This window comes from Saliniramus sp., assembly GCF_035311605.1.
Taxonomy (GTDB): Bacteria; Pseudomonadota; Alphaproteobacteria; order Rhizobiales; family Beijerinckiaceae; genus Saliniramus.
Genome location: NZ_DATGCW010000226.1, coordinates 1 through 5,634, shown reverse-complemented (window position 1 = coordinate 5,634; position 5,634 = coordinate 1). Strand labels below are relative to the sequence as shown.

Here is a 5,634-nt window from a genome sequence, read left to right as displayed (position 1 = left end):
TTGTGCGGCGAGAAGGCGAGAAAATCGCGCACGGTGTCTTCGTTGACGACGTCGTAATGCTGCTCGAACAGCGCGATATTGCCGGCGGAGGCGAGTGCGCTCTCCCATTCGTTGCGCTCGCCATTATAGCTCGTCGGCAGTGCCGCGAGACGCATCGTGGCATCCAGAATGCGGGCGACGAAATCGGCGCGCTCGGTATTGCGAAACAGCCAGTAGAGATTCGAAGCGGTACGAGAAAGCATTGCCATCAACCTGTGTGAAGAAACGGGACGGGTTTCGGTCGGGCGGCTCAGGCGCCGAGCACCCAGGTATCCTTGGTCCCGCCTCCCTGGCTGGAATTCACCACCAGCGAGCCATCCTTCAACGCCACGCGGGTCAGGCCGCCGGGCACGATCTCGACACCATTGGCGCCCGAAAGCACGAAGGGGCGCAGATCCACATGGCGGGGCGCCACACCGGAAGCGACGAAGGTCGGACAGGTAGAAAGGGCCAGCGTCGGCTGCGCGATGAAATTCTCCGGATGCGCCTTCAGCTTGCGGCGAAACTCCTCAATCTGCCCGCGGGTCGCATGCGGCCCGACCAGCATGCCGTAACCGCCGGAGCCATTGACCTCCTTGACCACGAGATCGGGAAGGTTGTCGAGCACATGGGCAAGGGCCTCGGGCTCGCGGCAGCGCCAGGTCGGCACATTGTGCAGGATCGGCTCTTCACCGGTATAGAATTTCACGATCTCGGGCATGTAGGTATAAACCGCCTTGTCGTCGGCGATGCCCGTGCCGACGGCATTGGCGAGGGTGATGTTGCCTGCCTGATAGGCACCGAAGATGCCCGGAACGCCGAGCACCGAATCCGGCTTGAACACGAGCGGGTCGAGAAACTCGTCATCGACGCGGCGATACAGCACGTCCAGCCGCTGCGGCCCTTCAGTTGTGCGCATGTAGACGACTTCGTCCTTGACGAAGAGATCACTCGCCTCGACCAGTTCGACCCCGAGCTTGTCGGCCAGGAAGGAGTGCTCGTAATAGGCGGAATTGAATTGCCCCGGCGTCAGCACCGCCACATTCGGCTCTCGCCGTCCGCTGCGCGGCGCCACCGATTGCAGGCAGGCGAGCAGCGCGTCGGGATAATTCTCGACCGGGGCGATGCGGTGACGGGCATACAGTTCGGGAAAGAGCCGCATGGTCACTTCCCGGTTCTCCAGCATGTAGGAGACGCCGGAAGGCGTGCGCGCATTGTCCTCGAGCACATAGAACGTGTCCTCGTCGACGCGCACCAGATCGATCCCCGCAATATGGCAATAGATGTCGTGCGGGACCTTGAGCCCCTGCATTTCGAGGCAATAGAAGGGGTTGGTGAAGATCAGCTCCTTCGGGATGATCCCGGCGCGCAGAATCTCCTGCTTGCCGTAGAGATCAGCGAGGAACATGTTGATCGCCTTGACGCGTTGCTCCAGCCCGCGCGCGACGTGATCCCATTCCTTCTTCATGATGATGCGCGGAATGATGTCGAAGGGAATCAACCGCTCCGTCGCCGCGTCGTCACCATAGACTGCGAAGGTGATGCCGATGCGCCGGAAGAACAGTTCCGCCTGGCTGCGTCGCGTATCGAGCAGTTCGCGCGGGGTCCTGGCCAGCCATTGCTTGAGCTGCTCATAGGGTGCCCGCACCTCGCCCCCGCCGGCGACACCGTTCATCTCGTCAAAGACTGGCATTGGCTCTCCCACAGATTGCGCCTTCATTGTCAAGCCTAGAGGCAAGGACCGGGCCAGGCAAGGCGCGCCGGAAACGCAGGCGCTGACGAGGAATTCCGGGTGCGCCCATTGACTTGTGCGCCGCGAAAGGCGATATCTGCTGCATAGCGTCGTTTCGGACGACGCCGGGGCTGCGTGAGTGAAACGTTTCACCATCGTTTCGCGCCCCCTTCATCCCGATCTTCGACAACCTGATCACGCGGGTCGTCTCTTGAACGAGCCCGCCTGCACGCGTTTCGCGTCCGGTGCGGCTCCCCGCTGCATGAAAGCATCATCTTGACCACATTTTCCGATTTCGGCCTCGCCGAGCCCATTCTCGCGGCGCTCGCCGGTGAAGGCTATGAAACCCCCACTCCGATTCAGACCCAGGCGATCCCGCTGGTGCTGGAAGGTCGCGACCTGCTCGGTATCGCCCAGACGGGCACCGGCAAGACCGCCGCCTTCTCACTGCCGATTCTCGATCGCTTCTCCCGTGACCGCAAGGCGCGCGTGCCGCGCAGCTGCCGGGCTCTGATCCTCTCGCCAACGCGCGAGCTGACCAGCCAGATCGCCGACAACATCCGGATTTACGGTCGCAATCTGCGCCTTTCGACGCAGGTCGTCTTCGGCGGCATGCCGATCAACCGTCAGATCCGCCAACTCGAACGCGGCGTCGACATTCTCGTCGCCACGCCGGGGCGCCTGCTCGATCTGATCGACCGCCGCGCGCTCAGCCTCGCCGATGTCGAGGTGCTGGTGCTCGACGAGGCCGATCAGATGCTCGATCTCGGCTTCATCCATGCCCTGCGCCGCATCGCGAAGCTGGTACCGCGTGAACGGCAGAGCCTGTTCTTCTCCGCCACGATGCCCAAAAGCATCGCCGGCCTCGCCGAGGAATATCTCGACAATCCGGCCCGCGTCGCCGTCCAGCCGGCGGCCACCACCGCCGAGCGTGTGGCACAGCAGGTGATTTTCGTCTCCTCCGGCCAGAAGCAGCGCCTGCTTGCGGAAGTCCTGCAGGACGGTGCGGTGAGCCGCGCCCTCGTCTTCACCCGTACAAAACACGGGGCCGACAAGGTCGTGAAGCATCTCGAACGCGACGGCGTCCCCGCTGCGGCGATCCACGGCAACAAGTCGCAGGGCCAGCGCGAGCGCGCCCTCAATGATTTCCGCCAGGGTCGCTGCAAGGTGCTGATCGCCACCGATATTGCCGCGCGCGGTATCGATGTCGACGGCGTCTCGCACGTCATCAATTTCGAACTGCCCAACGTGCCGGAATCCTATGTCCACCGGATCGGGCGCACAGCCCGCGCCGGCGCGGACGGCGCCGCCCTCTCCTTCTGCAACATGGAAGAGCGCGCCTATCTGCGGGACATCCAGCGCACCACGCGCCAGGATATCCCCGTGATGCCGCTGCCGCCGGGCTTCACTCCCGAGCCGCCGCCGGAAGCACCGATCCCGAAAGCGGGCAAGAGCGGGAAGACCATGAAGGGGCTGAGCCAGGGCAAGCCCGGCGGCCATCGCAAGGGCGCGCGCCCGGGTACAGGCTCCGGAGCCCCCGCTTCACGCGGTGGCGCCCCGCGCAACGGCGCACCGGGTCGCCCGGCACGCCAGCAGCGTCGCGAACAGCGCCCCGCCGCCTATTGACGGATTGCGGCGATCGCATCCGCGACCGCCGCCCTTCACGACCGAGATGAACGAACGGCGCCGGTGTCTGATGCACCGGCGCCGTTTTCGTGCCCTGATCAGGCGCACATATCATTACGGGGCGAACCAGAACGCAGGGCGAGTGACGACACAGAACGAGTGACGACAAAAAAGGGCGACCGCGCGGGCCGCCCATTCGTTATCCTGATTGCTGCGCGCCGCCCGTTCGGGGACGCGATCGGGGTCACCCGGTCTCAGGCAGCGACTTCTTCGCTTGCCTCGACCTCGACCGGACCGGAATCCTTGCCGCGGGCCGTTACGTCACGATCGACGAACTCGATCACGGCGAGCGGCGCATTGTCGCCGTAGCGGAAGCCGGCCTTGAGCACGCGGATATAGCCGCCGGGACGCTCCGCATAGCGCGGGCCGAGCACGTCGAACAGTTTGCGCACCATCACTTCGTCGCGCACCTTGGACATGGCCTGGCGGCGTGCATGGAGATCGCCGCGCTTGGCCAGCGTCACGAGCTTCTCGACGAAGGGACGCAGGTCCTTCGCCTTCGGCAGGGTGGTGATGATCTGCTCATGCTTGATCAGCGCGGTCGACATGTTCGCGAACATCGCCTTGCGGTGCTCGGAGGTACGGTTGAAACGGCGACCCTTGAATCCGTGACGCATTGTGGCTCTCCATTCTCTGCGGTCGCCGTGCCAAGGTACGACCGTCGTTGTTGATGGCCTGATCGGCCAGTGAAGCGCCCCGCCGCATCGCAGTGACGGCGGGGCGACGTCTCAGTAATGCTCTTCGAAGCGCTTGGCGAGATCGTCGATGTTCTCCGGCGGCCAGCCCGGGACTTCCATACCCAGATGCAGGCCCATGCCGGCGAGGACTTCCTTGATCTCGTTGAGCGACTTGCGGCCGAAATTCGGCGTGCGCAGCATCTCGGCTTCCGACTTCTGGATCAGATCGCCGATATAGACGATGTTGTCGTTCTTCAGGCAGTTGGCCGAACGCACCGACAGTTCCAGTTCGTCGACCTTCTTGAGCAGGGCCGGCGGGAACGGAAGCTGCGGCGAGGAGGCAGCAGCCTCTTCCTTGTGCGGCTCCTCGAAATTGACGAAGACCGCAAGCTGGTCCTGGATGATGCGCGCCGCATAGGCGAGCGCGTCCTCCGGCGACACGGCGCCGTTGGTCTCGACCGTCATGGTCAGCTTGTCATAATCGAGGATCTGGCCTTCGCGCGTGTTCTCCACACGATAGGAAACCTTGCGCACCGGGCTGTAGAGCGAATCGACCGGGATCAGACCGATCGGCGCGTCTTCAGGACGGTTGCGATCGGCGGGGACGTAGCCCTTGCCGGTATCGACGGTAAATTCCATGCGGATCTCGGCGCCCTCGTCGAGAGTGCACAGCACGAGCTCCGGATTAAGGATCTCGACATCGCCGACCGTGTTGATGTCACCGGCGGTAACCGTGCCCGGACCGGTCTTGCGCAGGGTCATGCGCTTGGGCCCGTCACCTTCCATGCGGATGGCGATGGCCTTGATGTTGAGCACGATGTCGGTGACGTCCTCGCGGACGCCTGGAATCGAGGAAAATTCGTGCAGGACGCCGTCGATCTGCACGGCGCTGACCGCCGCGCCCTGAAGCGACGACAACAGCACGCGGCGCAGGGCATTGCCGAAGGTCATGCCGAAGCCGCGCTCCAGCGGTTCGGCCACGACCGTGGCGACGCGCCGGGGATCGAAGCCGGGGGAGACTTCGAGCTTGTTCGGCTTGATCAGCTCTTGCCAGTTCTTTTGGATCACGACCACACCTCTCGTGAGACGGGTGAAGGGCGACATGCGTGCAGGCCGCCCCGAAAACGAAACGACGCGCCGGAAAGATCCGGCGCGCGAACGGGCGTCAGACGCGGCGACGCTTGCGCGGGCGGCAGCCGTTATGCGGAATCGGCGTCACGTCGCGGATCGAGGTAACGGTGAAACCGGCGGCCTGCAGTGCGCGCAGAGCCGATTCGCGGCCCGAACCGGGACCCGACACCTCGACCTCAAGGGTACGCATGCCGTGCTCGGCCGCCTTGCGACCGGCATCCTCCGCAGCCATCTGCGCAGCATAGGGGGTCGACTTGCGGGAGCCCTTGAAGCCCATCATGCCGGCGGAGGACCACGAGATCGTGTTACCCTGCGCATCGGTGATGGTGATCATGGTGTTGTTGAACGAAGCGTTCACATGCGCGACGCCCGAAACGATGTTCTTGCGTT

Annotated in this window: 6 protein-coding genes; 1 reads left to right on the top strand and 5 read right to left on the bottom strand. The window is 64.1% G+C overall.

Features of this window, described 5'->3' with window-relative positions; genetic code table 11:
* Together VKP01_RS10295 and VKP01_RS10290 are read right to left on the bottom strand one after the other, a co-directional pair.
* The coding region (locus VKP01_RS10295; RefSeq protein ID WP_324412056.1) for an alpha-E domain-containing protein at positions 1-242 on the bottom strand (242 nt) is incomplete at its 3' end.
* Positions 243-289: 47 nt separating this feature from the next.
* Positions 290-1,711, bottom strand: a complete 1,422-nt coding sequence (locus tag VKP01_RS10290; RefSeq protein WP_324412055.1) for a circularly permuted type 2 ATP-grasp protein — start codon at positions 1,709-1,711, stop codon at positions 290-292.
* Between the two features lie 315 nt (positions 1,712-2,026).
* Between VKP01_RS10290 and VKP01_RS10285 the strand changes: the two genes are divergently transcribed.
* Positions 2,027-3,376 carry a DEAD/DEAH box helicase gene (locus VKP01_RS10285; RefSeq protein ID WP_324412054.1) on the top strand — a complete coding sequence of 450 codons (1,350 nt, stop codon included), beginning with the start codon at positions 2,027-2,029 and terminating at the stop codon, positions 3,374-3,376.
* Positions 3,377-3,630: 254 nt separating this feature from the next.
* On the opposite strand, the gene rplQ is transcribed toward VKP01_RS10285, so the two are convergent.
* From rplQ to rpsK, 3 genes are all read right to left on the bottom strand, one after another.
* Positions 3,631-4,053: a 50S ribosomal protein L17 gene (gene rplQ / locus VKP01_RS10280; protein ID WP_324412053.1), complete on the bottom strand. Its 423-nt coding sequence runs from the start codon at positions 4,051-4,053 to the stop codon at positions 3,631-3,633.
* 111 nt (positions 4,054-4,164) lie between these two features.
* A complete protein-coding gene (locus tag VKP01_RS10275; protein WP_074444076.1) occupies positions 4,165-5,217 on the bottom strand; it encodes a DNA-directed RNA polymerase subunit alpha in 1,053 nt (350 codons plus the stop codon).
* Positions 5,218-5,278: 61 nt separating this feature from the next.
* Positions 5,279-5,634: 30S ribosomal protein S11 (gene rpsK / locus VKP01_RS10270; RefSeq protein ID WP_324412052.1), on the bottom strand; the 356-nt coding region annotated here is incomplete at its 5' end.